The 21,180-nt window shown below is 70.7% G+C and carries 22 protein-coding genes; 14 read left to right on the top strand and 8 right to left on the bottom strand.

Annotation, left to right across the window (positions count from 1 at the left end; all coding sequences use genetic code 11):
• Window positions 1-152 precede the first annotated feature (152 nt).
• Window positions 153-716, bottom strand: coding sequence for a YbjQ family protein (locus ACWCO3_RS12375; protein ID WP_145778178.1), 564 nt, complete (start codon window positions 714-716; stop codon window positions 153-155).
• Window positions 717-740: 24 nt separating this feature from the next.
• On the bottom strand, window positions 741-1,424 hold the full coding sequence (locus ACWCO3_RS12370) for a S1 family peptidase (protein ID WP_145778177.1): 684 nt from the start codon (window positions 1,422-1,424) through the stop codon (window positions 741-743).
• A 356-nt stretch (window positions 1,425-1,780) separates the two neighbouring features.
• On the opposite strand from ACWCO3_RS12370, the gene purS reads away from it, so the two are divergent.
• The 4 genes from purS to ACWCO3_RS12350 all read left to right on the top strand — a co-directional run bounded on the left by purS (window position 1,781) and on the right by ACWCO3_RS12350 (window position 6,251).
• Complete coding sequence (gene purS / locus ACWCO3_RS12365; RefSeq protein ID WP_030491392.1) at window positions 1,781-2,044, top strand: phosphoribosylformylglycinamidine synthase subunit PurS; 264 nt, start codon at window positions 1,781-1,783, stop codon at window positions 2,042-2,044.
• The gene (gene purQ / locus ACWCO3_RS12360) at window positions 2,041-2,724 is read left to right on the top strand and encodes a phosphoribosylformylglycinamidine synthase subunit PurQ (RefSeq protein ID WP_145778176.1); all 684 of its coding nucleotides are present in this window, start codon (window positions 2,041-2,043) and stop codon (window positions 2,722-2,724) included. Before purS ends, purQ begins: the two co-directional genes overlap by 4 nt.
• Window positions 2,725-2,812: 88 nt before the next feature.
• Entirely contained in the window at window positions 2,813-5,491 is a 2,679-nt protein-coding gene (purL, locus tag ACWCO3_RS12355; RefSeq protein ID WP_145778175.1) for a phosphoribosylformylglycinamidine synthase subunit PurL, read from the top strand.
• A 4-nt stretch (window positions 5,492-5,495) separates the two neighbouring features.
• Window positions 5,496-6,251: a 2-phosphosulfolactate phosphatase gene (locus ACWCO3_RS12350; protein ID WP_145785380.1), complete on the top strand. Its 756-nt coding sequence runs from the start codon at window positions 5,496-5,498 to the stop codon at window positions 6,249-6,251.
• Window positions 6,252-6,449: 198 nt separating this feature from the next.
• Here the strand turns inward: ACWCO3_RS12350 and ACWCO3_RS12345 are convergent, their stop codons facing one another.
• Window positions 6,450-8,354, bottom strand: a complete 1,905-nt coding sequence (locus ACWCO3_RS12345) for a carboxypeptidase-like regulatory domain-containing protein (RefSeq protein WP_450009906.1) — start codon at window positions 8,352-8,354, stop codon at window positions 6,450-6,452.
• A 161-nt stretch (window positions 8,355-8,515) separates the two neighbouring features.
• Here ACWCO3_RS12345 and ACWCO3_RS12340 point away from each other — a divergent pair, with 161 nt between their 5' ends.
• The 5 genes from ACWCO3_RS12340 to amcA all read left to right on the top strand — a co-directional run bounded on the left by ACWCO3_RS12340 (window position 8,516) and on the right by amcA (window position 13,218).
• Window positions 8,516-8,878, top strand: coding sequence for a sterol carrier family protein (locus ACWCO3_RS12340; RefSeq protein WP_244311513.1), 363 nt, complete (start codon window positions 8,516-8,518; stop codon window positions 8,876-8,878).
• A gap of 158 nt (window positions 8,879-9,036) precedes the next feature.
• Complete coding sequence (purF, locus tag ACWCO3_RS12335; protein WP_357931591.1) at window positions 9,037-10,575, top strand: amidophosphoribosyltransferase; 1,539 nt, start codon at window positions 9,037-9,039, stop codon at window positions 10,573-10,575.
• 57 nt (window positions 10,576-10,632) lie between these two features.
• Window positions 10,633-11,787 (top strand): phosphoribosylformylglycinamidine cyclo-ligase, encoded by a 1,155-nt coding sequence (gene purM / locus ACWCO3_RS12330; RefSeq protein ID WP_088986889.1) that lies wholly within the window; start codon window positions 10,633-10,635, stop codon window positions 11,785-11,787.
• A 131-nt stretch (window positions 11,788-11,918) separates the two neighbouring features.
• Window positions 11,919-13,007 (top strand): cyclophane-forming radical SAM peptide maturase AmcB, encoded by a 1,089-nt coding sequence (gene amcB, locus ACWCO3_RS12325; protein WP_450009910.1) that lies wholly within the window; start codon window positions 11,919-11,921, stop codon window positions 13,005-13,007.
• Window positions 12,991-13,218, top strand: a complete 228-nt coding sequence (amcA, locus tag ACWCO3_RS12320; protein WP_145778171.1) for a multiple cyclophane-containing RiPP AmcA — start codon at window positions 12,991-12,993, stop codon at window positions 13,216-13,218. Before amcB ends, amcA begins: the two co-directional genes overlap by 17 nt.
• 136 nt (window positions 13,219-13,354) lie before the next feature.
• Here the strand turns inward: amcA and ACWCO3_RS12315 are convergent, their stop codons facing one another.
• Both ACWCO3_RS12315 and ACWCO3_RS12310 read right to left on the bottom strand, forming a co-directional pair.
• On the bottom strand, window positions 13,355-13,570 hold the full coding sequence (locus tag ACWCO3_RS12315; RefSeq protein WP_030332207.1) for a DUF3073 domain-containing protein: 216 nt from the start codon (window positions 13,568-13,570) through the stop codon (window positions 13,355-13,357).
• A gap of 301 nt (window positions 13,571-13,871) precedes the next feature.
• Window positions 13,872-14,954 carry a Glu/Leu/Phe/Val family dehydrogenase gene (locus ACWCO3_RS12310; protein WP_145778170.1) on the bottom strand — a complete coding sequence of 361 codons (1,083 nt, stop codon included), beginning with the start codon at window positions 14,952-14,954 and terminating at the stop codon, window positions 13,872-13,874.
• A 193-nt stretch (window positions 14,955-15,147) separates the two neighbouring features.
• Between ACWCO3_RS12310 and ACWCO3_RS12305 the strand changes: the two genes are divergently transcribed.
• Both ACWCO3_RS12305 and ACWCO3_RS12300 read left to right on the top strand, forming a co-directional pair.
• The gene (locus ACWCO3_RS12305; RefSeq protein WP_145785378.1) at window positions 15,148-15,987 is read left to right on the top strand and encodes a hypothetical protein; all 840 of its coding nucleotides are present in this window, start codon (window positions 15,148-15,150) and stop codon (window positions 15,985-15,987) included.
• Between the two features lie 251 nt (window positions 15,988-16,238).
• On the top strand, window positions 16,239-16,448 hold the full coding sequence (locus ACWCO3_RS12300) for a BldC family transcriptional regulator (RefSeq protein WP_007073996.1): 210 nt from the start codon (window positions 16,239-16,241) through the stop codon (window positions 16,446-16,448).
• A 72-nt stretch (window positions 16,449-16,520) separates the two neighbouring features.
• Here the strand turns inward: ACWCO3_RS12300 and ACWCO3_RS12295 are convergent, their stop codons facing one another.
• Window positions 16,521-16,910, bottom strand: coding sequence for a PPOX class F420-dependent oxidoreductase (locus ACWCO3_RS12295; protein WP_088986885.1), 390 nt, complete (start codon window positions 16,908-16,910; stop codon window positions 16,521-16,523).
• Between the two features lie 56 nt (window positions 16,911-16,966).
• On the opposite strand from ACWCO3_RS12295, the gene ACWCO3_RS12290 reads away from it, so the two are divergent.
• Window positions 16,967-17,743 (top strand): class I SAM-dependent methyltransferase, encoded by a 777-nt coding sequence (locus ACWCO3_RS12290; protein ID WP_450009901.1) that lies wholly within the window; start codon window positions 16,967-16,969, stop codon window positions 17,741-17,743.
• 44 nt (window positions 17,744-17,787) lie between these two features.
• On the opposite strand, the gene ACWCO3_RS12285 is transcribed toward ACWCO3_RS12290, so the two are convergent.
• Complete coding sequence (locus ACWCO3_RS12285) at window positions 17,788-18,075, bottom strand: hypothetical protein (RefSeq protein WP_091396025.1); 288 nt, start codon at window positions 18,073-18,075, stop codon at window positions 17,788-17,790.
• Between the two features lie 177 nt (window positions 18,076-18,252).
• Here ACWCO3_RS12285 and ACWCO3_RS12280 point away from each other — a divergent pair, with 177 nt between their 5' ends.
• Window positions 18,253-19,110 carry a 3-hydroxyacyl-CoA dehydrogenase family protein gene (locus ACWCO3_RS12280; RefSeq protein ID WP_358162348.1) on the top strand — a complete coding sequence of 286 codons (858 nt, stop codon included), beginning with the start codon at window positions 18,253-18,255 and terminating at the stop codon, window positions 19,108-19,110.
• A complete protein-coding gene (locus ACWCO3_RS12275; RefSeq protein ID WP_145778167.1) occupies window positions 19,107-19,850 on the top strand; it encodes an enoyl-CoA hydratase/isomerase family protein in 744 nt (247 codons plus the stop codon). The genes ACWCO3_RS12280 and ACWCO3_RS12275 overlap by 4 nt, the downstream gene beginning before the upstream one ends.
• A 65-nt stretch (window positions 19,851-19,915) precedes the next feature.
• On the opposite strand, the gene ACWCO3_RS12270 is transcribed toward ACWCO3_RS12275, so the two are convergent.
• On the bottom strand, window positions 19,916-21,180 hold a 1,265-nt coding region (locus ACWCO3_RS12270; RefSeq protein WP_450009899.1), incomplete at its 5' end, for an ABC transporter substrate-binding protein.

Raw genomic sequence — 21,180 nt, 5'->3', positions numbered from 1 at the left:
GATCGACACCGTCCTGGTCAGCCGGGCGGAGCCGGGCCACGAACACGACACCGCGGGGCGGCCCGCCCACCCCTCCGCGGTGATCAAGAGGTTTGCGTCAAGTTCGATCTCCCTGGTGACCGAAACCTCTTGATCAACAGGGGGTGGAGGACCTATTCGCCGGTCGGGGTTTCTGCTGCTGTTCTCAGGTTGGGGGCGCTGGCCGGTTCGGCGATGCCGCCGAGGGACTCGGCGAAGGCCGGGTCGGTGGCGGTCTCCGCGGCGACCGCCGGCTGGTCGGCCGGCATGACCTCGGGCATGACGGGTACGGCGATCACCGCCGTTCCGTACGCGCAGATCTCCATCCACATCTCACCGCAGTCCCGGCTGTCGAACCGCATGCCGATCACGGCGTTCGCGCCGAGGCGCAGGGCCTCCTCGCCGAGCCGGGACACCGAGTCGGTGCGCCACCGGGTCAGGTTGTCCGGGGCCATCGGGTCGTACGCGCCACCGCGCAGGTTCTTGACCCCCTCGCGGTACGGGTTGCGCGTCCTGGCCATCGATGACACCACCTCACCGAGAATCTGGCGGATCTCGTAGCCGGGCAGTTGCTCCGTCGTCACGACCAGCACGTTTCCGATGCTGTCAGGAGGGGCCCGACCCGATCGGGCGCATTGTTCACCTGATCGGATGCTGCAAAACGGCGCGGCGCGGACGGCCGGCACGGGGCCGACCATCCGCGACGCTCCGGGTGGTAACCGTCAGACACCGGCCACCGAGGTGATCCAGGCCCGGTTGTACGCAACACTGCCGTAGTTCTGGATGCTGTAGCCGTCGGCCGTGGAGGCGACGCCGACCTGCTGGCCGTTGTAGAACTGCGGGCCGCCGGAGTCGCCCCGCCAGGCGTTGCCGCTGATCTCGGTGCTGCGGATCGCCTGCCCGCCGTACGCGTCGGTGACGCTGTTGCTGGTCACCCGTACGGTGGCGGTCTTCAGCTGGGTCGACGCCGAGCAGCCGCTGTAGCAGGTCATGCCCCACCCGTAGATCGAGTTCGTCGAGTTGATCGGCGGGTTGCTGTTGGCCAGGGTCACCGTCGAGGTGGTGACGGCGCTGGAGAGTCGCATGAGCGCCAGGTCGCTGCGGGTGTAGGTGGCGCTGATCGTGCGGGTGACCCCGCCGGAGGTGCGGTTCACGCTGCCGATCCGAACGGACATGGTGCCGTTGATGCAGTGCCGGGCGGTGAGCACCCACTGCGAGGCGATGACGCTGCCGGAGCAGGTGAACGAGCCGTTGCTGAGCACCGCGGCGGCCCAGGGCGCCGACGAGACGGTGGTGCCACCGATGATGGGTTGCGGGCCGGGCGGGGCGGCGGACGCGCCGGAGGTGGCACCGAGGGCGCCGACCAACGCGATGCTGACGGCGGCGAGCAGGGGGCGGATGCGCATCGGGTGGACTCCTTGGACGGGGCGGACCCGGGGTCGCCGGGTGCGGATGGGCGACGGCGGGAGGTCCCCACCGACACCTCAATCGACTTACGTCGATGTACAGTAGGGCCCGGGCCGAGCGTTATCAAGGATTTGATCGAGGTTACTCAATGTAACGATTCAGCCTCCCGCTACGCCGGATCTGCCCTGCTGAGGCCACTTGCCCCGCCTGTCGGGCCGCCGTGAGCGCGGGCAATGTCGATCACTGCTTGAACTGCACCCGGCCGGTGCGTCCGCGGCCGTATCTGCCAGGTACGCTGGCTGCGCTCGCCCCATGTGGGTCGGCACCCAACTGCGTACACAGTCAGGAGTGCCCAGTGCCTCGCGTCGTCGTCGACGTCATGCTCAAGCCCGAGATCCTTGATCCGCAGGGCCAGGCCGTCGCAAACGCGCTGCCCCGGCTCGGCGTCGGTGACGTCGCCTCGGTCCGGATCGGCAGGCGGATCGAGATCGAGTTCACCGGTGAACCGGACCTGGACCGCGCTCGGGAGATTGCCGACAAGTTGCTCGCCAACCCGGTCATCGAGGACTTCACCGTCCGCCTGGTCGAGGCCGACGAGACCGCGGACGCCCGCTCGTGACCGCCCGGGTCGGCGTGGTCACCTTCCCGGGCTCGCTCGACGACGGGGACGCGGCCCGGGCCGTCCGGATCGCCGGCGCCGAGCCGGTCCGGCTCTGGCACGGCGACGCGGACCTGCACGGGGTCGACGCTGTCGTGCTGCCCGGTGGCTTCTCCTACGGTGACTACCTGCGCTGCGGTGCCATCGCCAGGTTCGCCCCGGTGATGGAGACGATCGTGGACGCCGCCCAGGGTGGTCTGCCCGTGCTCGGCATCTGCAACGGCTTCCAGATCCTCTGCGAGGCGCACCTGCTGCCCGGCGCGCTCACGCGCAACCAGCACCTGCACTTCCGCAACCGGGACCAGGTCCTGCGTGTCGAGTCCGCCAGCACGGCGTGGACCAACGCGTTCCAGCCCGGCCAGGAGGTGCTCGTCCCGGTCAAGAACGGTGAGGGTTGCTACGTCGCGGACACCGCGACCCTGGACCAGCTCGAGGCCGAGGGCCGGGTGGTCGCCCGCTACATCGGCGGCAACCCGAACGGTTCTCTGCGGGATATCGCCGCGATCACCAACGCCGCAGGCAACGTGGTCGGCATCATGCCGCACCCCGAGCACGCGGTGGAGGCGCTGACCGGCCCTTCGTTGGACGGCCTCGGCTTCTTCACGTCAGTCCTCAAGCACCTGGTCGGGGCGCCCGCGTGAGTGCTAGGAGCGCCGCGGTGACCAGCGTCACGATCATCGGTCTGCTCAACCGCCGTTCCGGCGGGAACGAGCGCAGCGAGGAGAGGTCATGACCACCCATCCGGACCCGGTACGGGACACCCCGGAGGCGTACTCCGCCCCGGCGCAGCCGGCCGAGCCGAGCCCGGCGCAGCCCGTCGCCCCGGCGGCCGCCCCCGCCCAGCCGGCCGCCGCCGTCTGGACCGAGGGCGTGGACACCGTGCCGCGCGCCGGTGGTACCCCGGGCGAGCTTCAGCCGTACACCGAGCTGGGCCTGCGTGACGACGAGTACGACCGGATCCGGCAGATCCTCGACCGCCGGCCGACGCAGTCCGAGCTCGCCATGTACTCGATCATGTGGAGCGAGCACTGCTCCTACAAGTCGAGCAAGGTGCACCTGCGTCAGTTCGGTGAGAAGGCCCCGCACAGCGACCGGCTTCTCGCCGGCATCGGCGAGAACGCCGGTGTCGTGCAGATCTCCGACGAGCTGGCGGTGACCTTCAAGGTCGAGTCGCACAACCACCCGAGCTTCGTCGAGCCGTACCAGGGTGCGGCGACCGGCGTCGGCGGCATCGTCCGGGACATCCTCGCCATGGGCGCCCGCCCGGTCGCGGTGATGGACCCGCTGCGCTTCGGTGCAGCGGACCACCCGGACACCGCCCGGGTCCTCACCGGCGTGGTCGCCGGCGTCGGCGGCTACGGCAACTGCCTCGGCCTGCCCAACATCGGTGGCGAGTTGGTCTTCGACCCCTCCTACCAGGGCAACCCGCTGCTCAACGCCCTCTGCCTGGGCGTGCTGCCGGTCGACCGGCTGCAGAACAAGGCCGCCGCCGGCCCGGGCAACGTTGTCGTGCTGATGGGCGCCAAGACCGGGCGCGACGGCATCGGCGGCGTGTCGGTGCTGGCGAGCGCCACCTTCGACGAGGGCAGCGAGGCGCGCCGCCCCGCCGTGCAGGTCGGCGACCCGTTCACCGAGAAGCTGCTGATCGAGGCCTGCCTCGAGCTGTACGACGGCCAACTGGTCGTCGGCATCCAGGACCTCGGCGGCGCCGGCCTGACCTGCGCGCTCACCGAGACCGCCGCCGCGGCCGGCACCGGCATGCGGGTCTGGCTGGAGCGGGTGCCGCTGCGCGAGCCTTCGATGGAGCCGCACGAGATCCTGGCCAGCGAGTCGCAGGAGCGGATGCTGCTGGTCGTCGAGCCAGACAAGCTGGAGGCGGTGCTCAAGACCGCCGAGAAGTGGGGCGTGCTCGCCACCGCGATCGGTGAGGTCACCGCACCGGAGCCGGACGGACGTCCGGGTCGGCTGCTGATCACCTGGCAGGACCACCTGGTCGTCGACGTACCGCCGGGTTCGCTCGTCGACGACGGCCCGGTCTACGCCCGGCCGATGCGTGAGCCGGCCGACCTGATCCTGCTCCAGGCCGACCGGGCCGAGACCCTGCCCCGGCCGTCCGACCCGGAGGCGCTGCGGGAGACCGTGCTGCGCATGATCGCGTCGCCGAACCTGGCCGACAAGACCTGGGTCACCGAGCAGTACGACCGCTACGTGCTGGGCAACACCGTGCTCGCCCAGCCGGAGGACGGCGGCGTGATCCGGATCGACGAGCGCACCGGGTTGGGTGTGGCGCTGTCGGTGGACGGCAACGGCCGGTACGCCCGACTGGACCCGTACAACGGCACCAAGCTGGCCCTGGCCGAGGCGTACCGGAACGTGGCGGTGACCGGTGCGAAGCCGATCGCCGTGACCAACTGCCTCAACTTCGGCTCCCCCGAGGACCCGGGCGTGATGTGGCAGTTCGCCGAGGCCGTGCGCGGCCTGGCGGACGGCTGCCTGGAGCTGGGCATCCCGGTGACCGGCGGCAACGTCAGCTTCTACAACCAGACCGGCGCGGCGGCCATCCACCCGACCCCGGTGGTCGGTGTGCTGGGTGTGCTGGACAACGTCGCCGACCGGGTGCCGATGGGCTTCGTGCCGCGCGCCGGTGGCGACCACGACCAGCTCTACCTGCTCGGCGAGACCAACGTGGAGCTGTCCGGCTCGGAGTGGGCCTGGGTGACGCACGAGCACCTCGGTGGCATCCCGCCGCAGGTCGACCTCGCCCGCGAGAAGGCGCTCGCCGACCTGCTGGCCGAGGCGGCGCGGGTCGGGCACCTCAGCTCGGCACACGACCTCTCCGACGGTGGTCTCGCCCAGAGCCTGGTCGAGTCCTGCCTTCGCCGTGGCGTCGGTGCCCGGATCGCGGTGCCGGAGCAGTTCACCGAGGGTTCGATGCCGTTCGTCTACCTGTTCAGCGAGACCGCCACGCGGGCGCTGGTGTCGGTGCCGCGAGGCCACGACAAGGCGTTCGCGGCGCTCTGCGCCGAGCGGGGCGTGCCGTTCGAGCTGATCGGTGTCACCGACCCGTCCGGCGGCGCGCTCGAGGTGCACGGGCAGTTCCGGATCGGCCTGGACGAGCTGCGCGCCGCGCACACCGAGACGTTGCCGCGCCTCTTCGGTGGCTCGGCCGCTGTCGAGGTGCCCGCGCCTGCCGCCGGTGTGGCGGGTGCGGTCGAGGCCGTACCGCTGCCGGTCACCTCGGACGGGGAGGCCGCACCGGTGGATCCGGCTGAGGTGGTCTCGGAGCCCATCGCTTCTTCAGGCCCCTCCCCGGAGACCGGCGCTGTCGAACCGATCGGGTCGGAGTCCTCCGATGGGCCCACCGACTCGGAGACCGGTGCCACCGAGCCGTCGCCTGACGAGCGCTGAGGCGTTGACGGCCGCCGTCTACGGCCAACCCGGTTCGGGCGCCAGGTTCGACTGGGGCCTGACCGGCGCGGCCGAACTCGGGCGGGTCTGCGCGGCGTTGGTGGTGGTGGACGTCCTGTCGTTCACCACCTCCGTGGAGGTCGCGGTCGCCCGTGGCATGCGGGTGCACCCGTTCCCCTGGGGTGAGCAGGCCGCCGAGTACGCACTACGCGTCGGCGCGGTCGCCGCGGTGGGTCGGCGGCAGGTGACCGCAGCGCATCCGTGGTCGCTCTCGCCGGCCGCGCTGGGCGCCGCGCCGGTGGTGGCGGACCTGGTCCTGCCCTCGCCGAACGGCTCCGCCATCAGCGCCGCCGCCAGTGCCACCGGCCTTCCGGTGGTCGCGGCGTGCCTGCGCAACGCGGGCGCCGTCGGGCGTTGGCTGCGCCGCCAGGGGTACGGCACTGTGGACGCCCCGATCGGCGTTGTCGCTTCCGGTGAACGGTGGCCGGACGGGTCGCTGCGCCCGTCGGTGGAGGATCAACTCGGTGCCGCCTCGGTGCTGGACGCCCTCTCCGGAGTGCCGGGCGGGCTGTCCGTGGAGGCGGCTATGGCGCTCGCCGCGCTGGCGAGCACTCCGGACGTGTCCGCCGCCGTACGGGGCAGCGTCTCCGGGCGCGAGCTGACCGAGGGCGGCTTTGCCGAGGACGTGGACGTCGCGGTCCGGATCGGCGTGTCGGACGTCGTGCCGGTGCTCCGCCAGGGCGTCTTCTCCGCAGCCTGACCGACGGCCGCTGCGAATCCCGGCCCGGCACGCCCCTGCTCTCCGTCGGGCCGGCCGGCCCGCTTGATCAACTCGGCTTTCGTGAAGTCGGGGTGTCCAGGTCCGCTGGATGCCCCGACATCTGGGAACGCGAGTGGGCTTGCCATAGACGAAACGGCCACCCGGATCTCCGGGTGGCCGTTCGCGTGCTGTTCTTGGTCAGTCGTCCAGCCAGTCGAGGCGTCGACCGCCCCGCTCGGTCGGCGGCGGGGTGTCCGGCCGGCCGCGGCCAGCCTGTTGGCCGTAGCCGCCCTGGTCGTAGCCTCGGTCGTCGTAGCCGCCGCGCTGCTGCGGGGGCTCCTGACCGTAACCGCCGCCCTGCTGCGGGGGCTCCTGACCGTAGCCACCCTGGTCGTAGCCACCAGCCGGCTGACCGTAGCCGCCCTGGTCGTAACCACCGGCTGCCTGTCCGCCGTACCCTGCGGTCGGCTCAGCCGCCCGCCCGCCGTACGGGGCCGTGTCCGGCTGACCGTAGCCCTGCCCCTGCTCGGGCTGGTAGACACCCGTCGCGTACGGGTCGGCCGGCGCCGGGTACTGGGTGTTGTCGCCGGTGTAACGGCCGGTCGGCTCGTCGTACCGCTCCCCGTAGGCCCCTCCGCCGGCGGGAGCCGGCGGGTAGCCGGCCGCCCCGGCCTGGGCGGTGTAGTCCCGGCTGCCGTAACCGCCACCCGAGGCGGGGTCGTTGCCGTAGCTGCCACCAGAGGTCGGCGCACCACCGTAGCCAGCCCCGGAACCGGGCGCGGCGCCGTAGCCGTCACCGGCCGCGCCAGCGCCGTAGCCGCCACCGGAGGCCGGATCGTTGCCGTAGCCGCCGGCGCCGTAGCCACCGGGTGCTGGCTCGTCGCCGTAACCGGCGCCGCCCCAGCCCTGCTGGCCCGCGCCGCCGTACGCCTGCGCGGGCGCACCGTACGGGTCCGGCGGGACGTCGTCGACGACCGGACGGTGCATCATCGTCGGCGCCTCGCTCAGCGCCGCGCCACCGACCATTGTCGGGTCCGCGCCGCCGGGTCGGCCACCGACCACCCGGGTCTGGTCGTCGGGGCCGCGGAAACCGCCCCGTGCGGGCGGGACCGGACCGCCGCTGCCAGCCGGCACCGCGTCGTCGTCGTCACCGCCGTTCTCCTTGCGCTTCATCCAGAGCAGCACGATGGTGCCGACACCGGCGGCTACCAGGAGACCGCCGAGCAGGATGATCAGGTACGAACCCGCGCCGCCGCCGCTGTCCTCGGTGTTCGAGGCGTTCGCCGGGGCGCCGGGGCTGGCTTCCTCGCTGGCCTGGTCCTCGGTGCCCTCCTCGGCCGTCTCCTCGGTGGGAGTCGCCTCGGCGCTGGCCGACGGGGTGGGGCTGGGCGTCACCTCGGTCTTGATCGCGAGGCTGATCCGTTGCCCGGTGAGGGCCTGCCCGGCGGCTGCGTTGATGGTCTTCCGCGCCACCACGTTGTCGAAGCTGGCACCCAGGTCGAGACGACCCGGCGCGATCGGGTTGCCCGTGGTGCCGGTGAAGCGGAAGTTGCCGCTGCCGTCGCTGGTGGTGTCGAAGCGCTTGCCGGTGCTGTCCAGCAGCATGACCACCGCGTTGGGCACGGCCTTGCTGTCGGCCTGCGCGACCACCTTGCCGGAGACCGACTGCACGGTCTGCGCCTGCGGCGGCGGAGCAGCCTTGGCTGAGAGGTTGACAGTGGTCGAGCCCTGTCCGTTCCCGAGCCCAGCACTGGCCCTGACGGTGATGCGGGCGGACCCGTTCGAGGCGTCGTCTGCCAATTTGAACTTGGCGGTGTAGGTCTTGGCCTCGGTCACGTTTCCCTGTGAGCAGCCCTCGATGCACTGAAGCTTGGAGTTGTCGGAGCTGACAGTCACATCGGCGGGCACAACGGGGTCGTCAAAGCTGAGCGCGTAGCTCACTGTCGTCTCCCCGCCCGCTTGGACGGTGCCAGGGGAGGCCGAGACGTTGCTGACTTTGGGAGCGGCAAAGGCTGGTGTGGCGGGGGCGGCGAGCAGAGCGCCGGCAACCAGCGCTACGACCACACCGGCCCGCTGCTTCCAGGCACGTCGGTGTGTTGACACGTCCACCGCCTTCCGGGCTGACTTCCCTCTGACCGGCGGGGCGCCGGGCCGGGGATCATCACGGTTCGAATACGCCGTCGGCAACTATGCCTTGTCCGACTGGATCGGCGCGACCCAGGGCCAGCGTCGGGTAGTTGGCCTGCGGGTCGTATCGTCCCGTCGTGTCCTCTCCGCACAGTAAGTCCGCTGCCGTAACTGCCGCATTGTCGGCGCTCGACGAGGGGCGTACGCCCGAACGGACAGTATTCCGAGAGGCGGTCCGGTCGTTGTTGGCCGTCCTCGCGGAGCGCGCCCCCGGCCGATCGGTGGAGGTGCGCGTCCCACCATACGGGGCGATCCAGTGCGTACCCGGACCTCGACACACCAGGGGAAACCCGCCAAACGTGGTCGAGATGGCTCCGGACACCTGGCTGAGGTTGGCGACCGGGAGGATCGGTTGGGCGGAGGCGGTGACCGAGGGTCGCGTCCAGATGAGCGGTGTCCGGGCGGACCTCTCGGCGTATCTGCCCCTCGAATTGTCATGACATCCTACTTAGCGTGACCCTCCGCGCAGAATTCGTGACTTTCTGTGCTGACGGCGATTCGCGTACACTGTCAGGCGACGACAGTGGTCCCGGCAGAGAAGTGTGGATCCGCCCGTGATCCCGCCCGGCCGGTCCAGACCAGCATGAGGGAGCGGTAGGTGCCCCGAGGCGACGGCCGGCTGAGCCACGACCTTGACCCCCAACGACCTGGCCCCCAGGATGCCTGTGGCGTCTTCGGCGTCTGGGCCCCCGGTGAAGAGGTTGCCAATCTGACCTACTTCGGCCTCTACGCCCTGCAGCACCGGGGCCAGGAGGCCGCGGGCATCGCGGTGAGCGATGGCTCCGGCGTGGTGGTCTACAAGGACCTCGGCCTGGTGGCCCAGGTCTTCGACGAGCCCACCCTGGCGAGCCTGCGCGGCCACCTGGCGATCGGGCACGCCCGCTACTCCACCACCGGCGCGTCGAACTGGGAGAACGCCCAGCCGACGATCCGCTCCACGACCTCGGGCACGACCATCGCGTTGGCCCACAACGGCAACCTGGTCAACACGGCCGAGCTGGAGAAGGAGGTCGCCGAGCGCGGCCTCGTCGCGGACGGCTCGACAAACGACACCTCCCTGGTGACGATGCTGCTGGCCGGCCGACCAGACCTGTCGGTCGAGGCGGCGGCGTTGGAGGTGCTGCCGCAGCTGCGTGGCGCGTTCAGCTTCGTCTTCATGGACGAGATGACCCTCTACGCGGCCCGCGATCCGCACGGTGTCCGCCCGCTGGTGCTCGGCCGCCTGGAGCGCGGCTGGGTGGTGGCCAGCGAGACCGCCGCACTGGACATCGTCGGTGCCAGCGTCGTGCGCGAGGTCGAGCCGGGTGAGCTGATCGCGATCGACGAGAACGGCCTGCGCTCCGCCCGGTTCGCCGCGCCGGAGCCGAAGGGCTGCCTCTTCGAGTACGTCTACATCGCCCGCCCGGACGCCACGATCGCCGGGCGCAACGTCCATGCGACGCGGGTGCAGATCGGTCGGCAGTTGGCCAAGGAGCACCCGGTCGAGGCGGACCTTGTCATCGGCGTGCCGGAGTCCGGCATTCCGGCCGCGATCGGCTACGCGGAGGCGTCCGGCATCACCTACGGCGCCGGCCTGATGAAGAACCCGTACGTGGGGCGCACCTTCATCCAGCCGTCGCAGACCCTGCGTCAGCTCGGCATCCGGCTCAAGCTCAACCCGCTGCGGGAGAACGTCCGCGGCAAGCGCCTGGTGGTCGTGGACGACTCGATCGTTCGCGGCAACACTCAGCGCGCCATCGTGCGGATGCTGCGTGAGGCGGGGGCGCTGGAGGTGCACGTCCGGATCTCCTCCCCGCCGGTCAAGTGGCCGTGCTTCTACGGCATCGACTTCGCCACCCGGGCGGAGCTGCTGGCCAACGGGTTGGACAACGACGGCATCCGGCGCTCCATCGGCGCCGACACGCTGGGCTACGTTTCGCTTCCCGGCCTGATCGCCGCGACCGAGCAGCCGAAGACCCGGTTGTGTCGGGCGTGTTTCGATGGGGAGTACCCGATCGAGTTGCCGGCTGGCAACCTGATCGGCAAGCACGTGCTCGAAGGTGTGGGCCGACGCGTCGCCAACTCGGCGCTGGAAGGCTCGCACGCCAACGGCTCGTCCGTCGCCACTCCGGGTGGCGTTACCGCAAACCGCCCGTAGCACCAACCGGCGCGGCCCGGCTACCGCCGGCGGCACCGAGAACCAAAGGGGAGAACCGTGACGCACGTGTCCGAGCGCAGCGGCGCAGGAAGCAGCCCGACCGGCGCCGGCGGCGACCGTCAGCCGTGGACGGGCGGTGCTGGCCGCCAGGCGCGCAAACGCTCGGTCTCGTACGCCGATGCCGGGGTGTCCATCGACGCGGGCGACCGCGCGGTGGAGTTGCTCAAGTCGAAGGTGCGCCAGACGCGCCGGCCGGAGGTGCTGGGTGACCTCGGCGGCTTCGCCGGCCTGTTCCGCCTGGACACGAAGAAGTACAAGAACCCGATCCTGGCGTCCTCCACCGACGGAGTGGGCACCAAGCTGGTGATCGCTCAGCAGATGGACATCCACGACACGGTCGGCATCGACCTGGTGGCGATGGTCGTGGACGACCTGGTGGCGTGCGGTGCCGAGCCGCTGTTCCTGCTCGACTACATCGCCACCGGCGAGGTCGTTCCGGACAAGGTCGCCGAGATCGGGGCGGGCATCGCCGACGGCTGCCGCTACGCGGGCTGCGCGTTGCTGGGCGGGGAGACCGCCGAGCACCCGGGCGTGCTCCGCCCGGACGAGTACGACATCTCCGCGACCGGTGTCGGTGTGGTCGAGGAGGCCGACATCCTCAGCCCGGAGCGGGTCGAGGTGGGCGACGTCGTGATCGCCATGCGTTCCTCCGGCCTGCACTCCAACGGCTACTCGCTGGTCCGGCACGTGCTCCTCGGTGCGGCTCGGATGCGTCTGGACATCGTGATCGACGACTTCGGTCGGCAGCGGACCCTGGGCGAGGAGCTGCTCACCCCCACCAAGATCTACGCCAAGGACTGCCTGAAGCTGATCGCCGAGGCCGAAGTGCGGGCGCTGTCCCACATCACCGGCGGCGGCATCCCCGGCAACCTGGTCCGGGTGCTGCCCGAGCACGTCGACGCGGTGGTCAACCGGTCCACCTGGAAGCCGCAGCCGATCTTCGACCTGATCCAGACGAAGGGTCGCATCGACGACCAGGACATGGAGTCCACCTTCAACATGGGTGTCGGCATGTTCGCGATCGTGTCGGCCGAGGACGCCGACCGGGCGCTGGCCACGCTGACCGGCCGTGGTGTCGAGGCGTGGCAGGCCGGCGAGATCATCGAGGGCACCGGCAACGTGCAGATGGTCGGTCAGCACACCCGGGGATGATCACTTTCTGGTGATCGTACGGGCACCTGATCAGGGCTTCACCCGAGTGGCCAATGCCGCCTAGCCTGAAGGGCACCCTTCAGAGCCGGCGGAGGAGGGCGATGGCTGCTCGGGGACAGTCGTTCAGCGGGATGCGCGGTCTTGCCGCCGTCCCGTCGTACGTCGTCATGCAGCCGACGACCCTGTGCAACCTCGACTGCGCGTACTGCTATCTGCCGTTTCGGGCCACCGACCAGCGCATGCCGGTGGCGGTGGCCGAGGCGGTGGCGGCGGCGGTCAACCCCTGGGCGGTGGCCGGTCGGTTCTCGGTGGTGTGGCACGGCGGCGAACCGTTGGCCGCCGGCCCGGAGCACCTGGCCGACCTGATCGCGCCGTTCGGGCCCGAGGTCGAGCACCACGTGCAGACCAACGCCACCCTGATCGACGACGAGTGGTGCGACTTCTTCGCCCGGCACGAGGTGCGGGTGAGTGTGAGCGTCGACGGGCCTCGGGCGCGTAACGGTGACCGGGTCAACCGGGGAGGCCAGCCGGCGTACGACCGGATCGTGCGCGGTGTCGCGGCGCTGCGCCGGCGCGGTCTGCCCTTCTCCGCCCTGGCCGTGGTGTCCCGCCCGGAGCGGGGGCTGGCCACCGAGTTGTACGACTACTTCCTCGACCTGGGCTGCGACGTGTTGGGCATCAACATCGAGGAGACCGAGGGCGTCAACACCCGGGACAACCGCCACGACGCGTCGGCGGTGACCGCGTTCTGGGCGGAGTTGGTGGCGGCCTGGCGGCGTGCGCCCCGGATCCACCTCCGCGAGGTCGAGTGGTCGTTGCGCTATGCCGCGGCGGTGCTCGACGGCTCGGCTGACGGTGTGCTGCCCCGCCACCTGGACCCGATCCCGACGATCGGTCACGACGGCTCGGTGACCGTGCTGTCCCCGGAGTTGGCTGGTTTCACCCACCCCCGCTACGGCGACTTCAGCAGCGGCAACGTCCTGAGAGCCCCACTGGCGGAGATCCTCGGCGTGGCGGCGGCGACGCCGTGGGTGGGGGAGTTCCTCACCGGTGTGGAGGCGTGTCGGGTGTCCTGCCCCTACTTCGGCTTCTGCGGCGGTGGCCATGCCGCCAACCGTTACTTCGAGCTGGGGCGTTTTGACGGTACGGAGACCGAGCACTGCCGCAACAGCAAGATCCGCCTATTGGAGGGAGTGTTGGAGCATGCCCGAGAGCACTAGTGACCGGCGGCCCGAGCGCACAGCGGATGACGGAGTCAACGAGCGTGTGCGGGAGGCTGCTCCTGCCCTCGTCGCGCTGTTGCGGGAGGCCGAGGCCGCGCGACGCCTGCGTTCGGAGGTGTCAGGCAGCGACGGCGCGAGCGCGGTCTGTGCCTGGAACCACTTCGAGAACATCCCGACGTTCTACAACTGGAACAACCGCCCGCGCTGAGGGGGCCGTGAACAGGGGCCTGTCGAGCGGCCGGAGTGGTTCCGGTCGGGTCAGGCCCCTGATCGTCGGCGACTGCACGTGCACGAGACGTGCGTGAGCACGCGGGGATCACCGCGTGCTCAGCTGCGTCGAGAGGTCAGCGGGTCGGACGGACCCAGGGATCCGGATCGTCGTCCGCGTGATCCTCATCATCGTCGTCGACGAACTCTTTAGAGTCGTCGTCGAAGTGGTGCTCAGACTTACCAGCACCCGCCAGTTCGCGCTGCAAGGCGGTGAGGTCGGTGTTCGGGGAGTGGTACTTCAACTCCCGGGCCACCTTCGTCTGCTTGGCCTTAGCACGGCCGCGCCCCATGGCTCGACCCCCTCGCACAGAATGCGGGGCAGCCCGAAGGCGGGCCCCGATGACGTCAGGCATCTCTCGTGGCTCTTACGGTACATGGGGATGCCACCGTTCGGCACCTCGGGTTACCGTCAGCCGGCTCTGCGCGTCGCGTCGATCCGGCCGTCACCCAGTGTACCGGGTAAGGAGCGGAACGGTTAGCGCCCGTGACACCGGACAAACCGCACCAAAATTCGATCCGGCCTCAGCTTACCCAGCCGTGCCCATACGGGTGGCCCGGAGGCGGATCCCGTCGACCCGCCTCCGGGAAGGCTCAGCGCAGGTGGATCCCGCGAAGCCGGCCGATGTCCGCCATCCGCCGCTCGGCCAGCCGGTCCGCGGCCACCGCGGGCGGCACGCCCTCGGCGTCCGCGAGACGGAGGATCTCGCGAGTGGTGTCGTAGATCCGGGTCGCCCGGAGCTTCGCCCGGTCGAAGTTGAAGCCCTCGATCTCGTCGGCAACCTGGATCACGCCACCGGCGTTGACCACGTAGTCCGGCGTGTAGAGGATGCCCCGGTCGGCCAGCAGCTTCTCGATGCCCGGGTGGGCGAGCTGGTTGTTCGCCGCGCCGGCCACCACCTTGGCGCGCAGCGCCGGGACGGTGTCGTCGTTCAGGGCACCACCCAGCGCGCACGGCGCGTACACGTCGATGTCCGCCGCGACCAGCGCGCTGGCGTCGTCCACCAGAGTGACCTGCGGGTGGTTGCTGCGCACCCACTCCAGCGCCTTCGGGTTGACGTCGGTGGCGACCACCTCCGCGCCGTCCTCCAGCAGGTGCCCGGTGAGGTACTTGCCGACCTTGCCCAGGCCGGCCACGCCGACCCGGCGGCCACGCAGGCTCGGGGTGCCCCAGACGTGCTCGGCGGCGGCCCGCATGCCCTGGAAGACACCCCAGGCGGTCAGGATCGACGAGTCGCCCGCGCCGCCGTGCTCGACGCTGCGACCGGTCACGTAGCGGGTCTCCCGGGCCACGACGTCCATGTCCGCCACGTAGGTGCCGACATCGCAGGCGGTGTAGTAGCGGCCGCCCAGCGACTCGACGAAGCGCCCGTACGCGCGCAGCAGCGCCTCGCTCTTGATCTGCTCCGGGTCACCCCAGATGACGGCCTTGCCGCCGCCCAGGTCCAGGCCGGCGAGCGCGTTCTTGTACGCCATCCCACGGGACAGGTCCAGCACGTCGGCGAGGGCGTCCTCCTCGCTGGCGTACGGGTAGAAGCGGGTGCCGCCGAGCGCCGGCCCCAGCGCGGTGGAGTAGATCCCGATGATCGCCTTCAGGCCGCTCTGCTTGTCCTGGCAGAACACGACCTGTTCGTGACCTGTCGATACCGGGTCGTCGGTGCTCGCGAATACGCCCATGATTGGCTCCTGGAGTGGTGTGCGCCCTTGTGGGACGCGGACCTGGTGAACCCCGGCGGGGATGCTGCCGGTGTGATCGAGCCTAGTATCGGTCGCCGTGCGGGTGCTCGACGCGCCGCCGCCGTCCCACCTTGCGGCGCGCGTGGTCCGGCCGCTGACCGCGTACGGCTGCGGTTCATGGGAGGATCGCGCCGTGCCGTCGCTCTTCGCTTCTTACCTGCGCGTGTACGAACCGTTGACCGCCTTCGACCGGGACCGGCAGAGCTACTGGCGCCGATACGTCTCTGAGGGGCGGGCCGTCGCCCCCGTCGAGGGGCCTGGCCGGCAGCGGACGGCGGTGATCGAGGCGCTCGGCGCCGGCTGGACGCGGCTGCCCGATCTACCGGAGGAGGCGTACGTCCTGGAGACGGACGACAGCCTCCTGGTCTGCCCGTGGAACCTGCGGATCCGGGTCGCCGAGGCGGCGCTCAGCGCTCGGGACGGCGTGCCCTCGGTGCTCGCCGACGCCTTCGTGCCGCCGGTCCTCGCCGGGCAGGCCAGGGCGGTCGTCGACGATTGGCGCAGCGGCGCGCGGGTGCTGGAGCACGGCGTACCCCGGGTGCACGAGCAGATCGCCACCTGGGGTGTGCCGCTGCGGTGGTTCGTGCTCTTCGACCCGGCCGAACGGGACCTCGTCACCGAGCCGGGGCGACGGGCGCTGCGCTACCGCACGGAGATCTCGAAGGCCCGCCGTCGGTCCTCCCGGGCGCTGTCGGTGCTGCGCAAGTCGGTGGGCGACGCGCCGATCACCGAGGCGGTGGAGGAGGCGGCTCGCTGGCTGGAGGAGTTCCATCCCCGCTCGGTGGTCGAGTTGGACTACGGCGGTCTGGTGGACCTTCTGTCCGACGAGACGCTCGAAGCAGACGACTCTCCCGAGTTGGTCGCCGGAGGCCTCGCGGGGCTGTCGCGCGGTGAGGCCGACGAGGCGTCGGCCGCGTACGACAAGTTGGTGGCCCGCTGGCGCGCGGTGCAGTTGCTCGAGCGGTGCAACTAGGGGCAAATCGGCCTAGGAGCGCTCCCAAGGTGAGGTGTGCTCGTAGTTGACGCATCACGAACCGTGATCATGAGTCCGAATAAGGTACTTTCTGCCGTGTAAAAGTCGTAAAAATCGGGCATGGTTCATCCGTCCGTCTAGGGACCTTCATCCGTTCGGCCCATGTCGGACATCGGGGACTAGCCGGACCATGGGAGACGCGTCGGCCGGCGGGACCCCGGCCGATGTCTATACATGTGGAGGAGTGACCGATGGCATCGCGAACGCACGAACCAGAGCCGCTACTTACACCGGCCGAGGTGGCGTCGATGTTCCGTGTCGACCCGAAGACGGTGACCCGGTGGGCCAAGGCTGGCAAGCTCAGCGCCATCCGCACCCTGGGTGGCCACCGTCGCTACCGCGAGTCGGAGGTCAGGGCGCTGTTGCAGGGTCAGATCCCGCAGCAGCGACAGGGCGACTGAGTCGGCACCAGTTCTTTTTGGGAAAGGGGCGGTGGATCTCGATCCGCCGCCCCTTTCCACGCCCGCGTCGACTCAGCGCCGCGACTCGGCCAGCGTCACCCGGATGCCGACAGTGCCGCCCTCGCCCCGGCGAAGCCGGCTGCCCAGCAGACTGAGTCGACCGATCAGGCGGTACTTGTGCTTGAGCAGGTCACGGACCCGACCGGTGTCGCCGCTCCCGTAGATCGTCGCGTGGGCCGGCACCTCCGCCCCGTGTGGGCGGCCCCGCACGTCGCACGGAGCCACTGTCACCTCGCCGTTGTGGCGGATCCTCTTGACCTTGCCCGAGTCGGCCCGGGTCCAGACGGCCAACGCGTCACCGTCGCGTACCGACCAGACCGGGGTCGGCACCGCCCGACCGTCCTTGCGGAAGGTCGTGAGCAGGATGTACTTCTCGGCCGACAGCCGGTCCAGCATGGTCACGCCGCCAGGATACGACCGCTGTGGCTACTGAGTGGCCGGATAGCGTGAACGCCGTGATGGTGCAGCCTCAAATCGGTGACGTGGTCGGCGAGCTGCTGCGGGACACTCTCGCGGTGGCCAGCGGGGTGGGCCCCCGACCACTGGTGGGTGGGCGACTGCCCCGGCCGGTCGTCGAGATCATCGAACGGGACGACGGGCTGATCAACGGCGCGCCGGCCGCGCACTACCTCGACGGGCCGCAGGACTGGCAGCCGTACGACCACCGCGCGGTGGACCGGGTCCGCGGCGAGACCCTGGACATCGGCACCGGTGCCGGCCGGATCGCCCTGCTGCTCCAAGAGCGCGGCGTACCCGTCACCGGCCTGGACACCTCTCCCGGCGCGCTGGCGGTGAGCCGGCGTCGCGGTGTCCGGCGGCTGGTGCACGGCACCGTCGACACGCACGTGGCCGATGGTCAGCGGTACGACACGTTCCTGCTGCTCGGCAACAACCTCGGGCTGTTCGAGGGCCGGGAGCGCGCCCCCGAGTTCCTGGCCGCGCTCGCCGCTCTGGCCCGACCGGGCGCACAGATCATCGCGCACGGCACCGACCCGTACGGCACCCGCGACCCGGTGCACACCGGTTACCACGAACGCAACCGCCGCCGGGGTCGGTTCGGCGGTCAGCTCCGGCTCCGGCTTCGGTACCGGGAGCTGGGCACCGAGTGGTTCGACTACCTGGTCTGTTCGGCGGACGAGTTCGCCTCGCTGGTGCACGGCACCGGCTGGCGGCTGACCGATGTGGACGACCGGGACGCGCCCTACTACCTCGCCACCCTGCGCCTGGCGGAGTGAGCGACGGCCTCTGCGCCTCACCTGCGCAGAGGCCGTCGTACAGCTCAGACCTGGACGGTCGGGGGAAGCTGCTCGGGCGGCAGACCGCCATCGCCGTCGACCACCTCGTCCGGCTGGCCGTCCTCGTCGATGTCGACCATGGTGATGTCCACCTTGCCGTCGCCGTCGGTGTCGAACTGGAACAGGTCGGCCTTGCCGTCGCCGTCGGTGTCCACCACCCACACGTCGGTCTTGCCGTCGTTGTTGGTGTCGGCGCGCAGCAGCTCGACCCGCTCGTCGCCCCGGGTCTCCACGATCTCCCCGTCGGTGACGCTCTCCGGTGCCTGGCTCATGTCGATGCGGTCCTTCCCTCGGTTGACGGGCCGTCATTACCCGATCCCGCGCTCCCCCACGCATGGGCAGGATCGTCGTGCTGCATAGGGTCGCACCATGAGCGAGCGGATCGGGCGGGACACCCGGGTCGGCGTGGCGGAGACCCCGCGCGCCGACGGGTCGGACAGGGAGGCGTGATGAGCGATCGTTTCGTGGTCGTCGGTGCCGGCACGATGGGCCTCGGCATCGCGTACGTGGCGGCCGGAGCCGGGCACGCCGTGGAGTTGGTCGAGGTCGACCCCGAGCGGGGAGCCTCCGCGCTGAACCGGCTCGCGGACCTGTGGGAGCGGGCTGTGCAGCGCGGGAAGCTGAGCGCCGACGAGGCCGCCGCGAACCGGCAACAGATCACGCTGCGGCCGACGCTCACCGACGTCGCTCCCGCCCCCGAGGTGATCGTGGAGGCGGTGCCGGAGCGGCTGGACCTGAAGCGGGCGGTGCTGCGGGACGCCGCCGCGCTGCGTCCGGCTCTGCTGGGCAGCAACACCTCCAGCATCGCCATCGGTGAGCTGGCCGCCGGGCTGGACACGCCCGAGCGCTTCCTCGGCCTGCACTTCTTCAACCCGGTCTGGGCGATGACGCTCCTGGAGATCGTGGTCGGCCCGGCCACCGCCGAGGAGACCACCGCTGCGGCCGTCGCGCTCGCCGGCCGGTTGGGCAAGGACCCCGTCGTGGTACGCGACATGCCCGGCTTCGCCACGTCGCGACTCGGCGTCACCCTCGGGTTGGAGGCGATCCGGATGGTGGCCGACGAGGTGGCCAGCCCGGCCGACATCGACAAGGCCATGGTGTTGGGCTACCGGCACCCGATCGGCCCTCTGGAACTCACCGACCTGGTCGGTCTGGACGTGCGGCTGGACATCGCCCGCACCCTCCAGAGCGCGTACGGGGACCGCTTCGCACCGCCGCCCCTGCTCGTGGAGATGGTCGCCGAGGGGCGGCTGGGCAAGAAGTCCGGGCAGGGCTTCTACCGGTGGGAAGGCGGTGTCAAGCAATGAGCGGTCTCCGGATCGAGGAACGGCCGGACCGGCTGGTGGTCACCCTGGACCGGCCGGAGAAGCGCAACGCCATCGACGCCGACCTGATCGCCGAGCTGCACCAGGTCTGCGCCGAGCTGGAGGCGCACCCTCGGCTCCTGCTGCTGACCGGCGGCGCGGCGGGCATCTTCGCCGGTGGCGCCGACATCGGCCAACTGCGCGAACGAGGCCGCACGGACGCCCTCGCCGCGATCAACTCCGCCGCCTTCGCGCGGATCCGGGCACTACCGATGCCGACCGTGGCCGCCGTCGACGGCCCGGCGCTGGGCGGTGGCGCGGAGCTGGCGTACGCCTGCGATCTGCGGGTGTGCACGGCCCGGGCGGTCTTCGGCCAGCCGGAGGTGCGGTTGGGCATCCTGGCCGGCGCTGGCGCGACCCACCGGCTGCCCGCGCTTGTCGGTGAGGGCCGGGCCAAGGAGCTGCTCTTCACCGGACGACGGGTGGACGCCGCGGAGGCGCTGCGGATCGGTCTGGTGAACCGGGTCGTGGACGAGCCCGCCGAGCTGCTGACTGTGGCACACGCCCTGTTGGACGAGATCGCCCTGGGCTCGCCGCTGGCGCTGCGGCTGACCAAGCTCGCGGTGGACGCGCCCGCCGCCGCGCACCCGCATCTCGACCTGGTCAGTCAGGCGGTGCTCTTCGAGGACGAGGAGAAGCACCGGCGGATGACCGAGTTCCTGGAGCGCCGCCGGCCGCGATGATTCCCGACACGAAACGGCCGCACCGGCGAGAGCGCCGGTGCGGCCGTCGTGGTTCTGTGGTCGTGCTACTGCCGGATCTGCACCCCGGCGTCGGACAGGCCGCGGATCACCTGGGCGGACTCACCGAAACCGATGATCAGTACGGCGTCCGCGCCGAACTCCTTGATCTCCTTCGCCCCGCCACCGAAGTCGACCGGCGGCGCCTTGGCATCGGCCGGCGGGTCGTACGTCATCAGCTTGAGCCGGTCGGCGGCGACGCCGGCCTTCTCCAGCTCGTCACGGACGGTGGCCTGAAGGCCCTCACCGTAGGAGTCCTTGCGGGCGACGATCACGATCTTCTGCGACCCGTCGCGCAGGATGACGTCGGCCAGCGCCCGGCCCTGGAGGCTGTCCGGCGGCGCGGTGCGGAAGTAGAGGCCGTTGTCCTCGACGTCGGTCAGGCCGCTGTCGGTGTTGGACGGGGAGAAGAGGATCTTCCCGGCCCGGACCACGTCCGGCAGCACCTCCCGGGAAATGCCGGAACCACCCGCGCCGATGATCACGCTGACGCCGCTCGTCACGTGCTTGGCCACAGTAGCCTTGGCCACCGCCGGGTTGGTGCCGTCGTCACCCTCGACCCAGGTCACCGGCTTGCCCAGCGCGCCGCCGGCGGCGTTGACCTCCTTGATCGCCAGCGCGGCGCCAGCGGCCATCGGCGGGTACGCGATCGCCAGGTCACCGGTCTTCGGCAGCAGGCCGCCCAACTTCAGTGGCTCCTGGTCGGGGTCGCCACCCGGGCGCTGCTTCTTCGGCTTCGGCGGCGTCTTGGTGCTCGCCGCCGACTCGATGCCCGCGCCGACGAACTCGGTCTTACCGTCGTTGATCTGCTGGCCGTCGAAGGTCAGGGTGGCGTAGCTCGCGGTGGCCGGCTCACCCTTGTCGGTGAAGCCCGCCCGGGTGAGCGACACGCTGCGGTACTCGATGTCCTGCCCGTTACGGGCCAGCGCGAGGCAACTCGCCGGGTCCTCGCAGCGCTGCCCGTCGTTCGTCACAGCGACGATCTGCTTCGCGATGGCCGCCGGATCGGTACTCCCGGCCAGTTGGGCGGCGAGCACGGCGATCACCACCGCGTCGTACGACTCGGCGGAGTACAGGTAGTCCGTCAGCGCCGGATCGACGGCCTTCAGCCGACTCTTGAAGTCCTCCGGCAGCGGGGTGAGTGGCGTGGTGCCCTTCATCCCGTCCACGAGGCTCGCGCGTTCCTTCAACTCCGCAGGATAGGAGTTGAGCATGTTGCCGTCCGTGCCGTAGAGGCGCACCTGTTGGGCGCTGGCCTCCTTGGCCTTGTCAT

Source organism: Micromonospora sp. NPDC002411 (genome assembly GCF_053592955.1).
The sequence above is the reverse complement of the archived record's forward strand: the minus strand, read 5'-3'. Positions and strand labels throughout refer to the sequence as shown.

Coding starts and splice junctions, on each gene's coding strand:
- ACWCO3_RS12275 (WP_145778167.1), top strand. CDS start 19,107: ATGAGCGGTCTCCGGATCGAGGAACGGCCGGACCGGCTGGTGGTCACC.
- purL (WP_145778175.1), top strand. CDS start 2,813: ATGACCACCCATCCGGACCCGGTACGGGACACCCCGGAGGCGTACTCC.
- ACWCO3_RS12285 (WP_091396025.1), bottom strand. CDS start 18,075: ATGAGCCAGGCACCGGAGAGCGTCACCGACGGGGAGATCGTGGAGACC.
- ACWCO3_RS12290 (WP_450009901.1), top strand. CDS start 16,967: ATGGTGCAGCCTCAAATCGGTGACGTGGTCGGCGAGCTGCTGCGGGAC.
- ACWCO3_RS12310 (WP_145778170.1), bottom strand. CDS start 14,954: ATGGGCGTATTCGCGAGCACCGACGACCCGGTATCGACAGGTCACGAA.
- ACWCO3_RS12370 (WP_145778177.1), bottom strand. CDS start 1,424: ATGCGCATCCGCCCCCTGCTCGCCGCCGTCAGCATCGCGTTGGTCGGC.
- amcB (WP_450009910.1), top strand. CDS start 11,919: ATGCGCGGTCTTGCCGCCGTCCCGTCGTACGTCGTCATGCAGCCGACG.
- ACWCO3_RS12280 (WP_358162348.1), top strand. CDS start 18,253: ATGAGCGATCGTTTCGTGGTCGTCGGTGCCGGCACGATGGGCCTCGGC.
- amcA (WP_145778171.1), top strand. CDS start 12,991: ATGCCCGAGAGCACTAGTGACCGGCGGCCCGAGCGCACAGCGGATGAC.
- ACWCO3_RS12315 (WP_030332207.1), bottom strand. CDS start 13,570: ATGGGGCGCGGCCGTGCTAAGGCCAAGCAGACGAAGGTGGCCCGGGAG.
- ACWCO3_RS12300 (WP_007073996.1), top strand. CDS start 16,239: ATGGCATCGCGAACGCACGAACCAGAGCCGCTACTTACACCGGCCGAG.
- ACWCO3_RS12375 (WP_145778178.1), bottom strand. CDS start 716: ATGGTCGGCCCCGTGCCGGCCGTCCGCGCCGCGCCGTTTTGCAGCATC.